Genomic DNA, 816 nt, shown 5'->3' on the forward strand with positions numbered 1-816 from the left:
GGACTGTTTTGTTTTACGCCCTTTAATATAATGGGCCTCACCATATAACTTTAACTTCTCACTCACTAAACTGCTTAAACCTATTCCTAATTTACCTGCATTCCCTGATAAGTCCGTGGTAAATGAATGCCGTTGATTAATTAACGTTTGATTGTCATCTTTATTCTCACGCAACCATGCTGCTGTAATATACGCAAGCGATGAGGAATCCATGTGAAAACCAAATTCATATCCTAAAGATAAACCAACCTCACTGCGTAATGAAGTGAATGGACGCATGTCACCTGTCATGTCATTCGATAACTTGATTTCTTTACCCTCAACTTGCAACCATGTAAATTGTCCATAAGGCTGCAACCAACTGTTCTTTGACGTCTTAAGTCGATAACCAGCTTCAAAGGAAGTTCCCAATGCCCTTTGAGTATATGTTCCTTCAATCCCTAAACCATTCGTTGAAACTGCCTTTAGAGTATTTTGATAATGATTGTATTTTAAAATACCATCGAGATACCATCCACTATGATCCAAATAAGTGACATAAGCGCCAATACCATAAGTATTGATTCCACTGTTACCCCCCCGTGCATGCGCAACACGGGCACGATCATAACTGCCAAAACCACCTATATAAAATTCTCCATTTTCCCACTCGCTTAAACCATTGATCCCCAAAACGATACCGGTCTGATCCAGTTTAAAATCTATATGCTCTGTAACAACACTCTCTTTAGATTTAATCGCATAGGTCCATAAAGCCGTATTCTTTTTACTTTTATCTAGAATTCCTCTTCCCGCACGTACGGTTTGCATTTCATT

The 816-nt window shown here is 38.8% G+C and carries 1 protein-coding gene; it reads right to left on the reverse strand.

Going from position 1 to position 816, the window contains the following annotated elements:
• The coding region (locus tag ACFIL8_RS11490) for an autotransporter outer membrane beta-barrel domain-containing protein (protein ID WP_375689908.1) at positions 1–816 on the reverse strand (816 nt) is incomplete at both ends.

The organism is Bartonella sp. AP57NXGY, assembly GCF_042195805.1.
Classification (GTDB): Bacteria; Pseudomonadota; Alphaproteobacteria; order Rhizobiales; family Rhizobiaceae; genus Bartonella.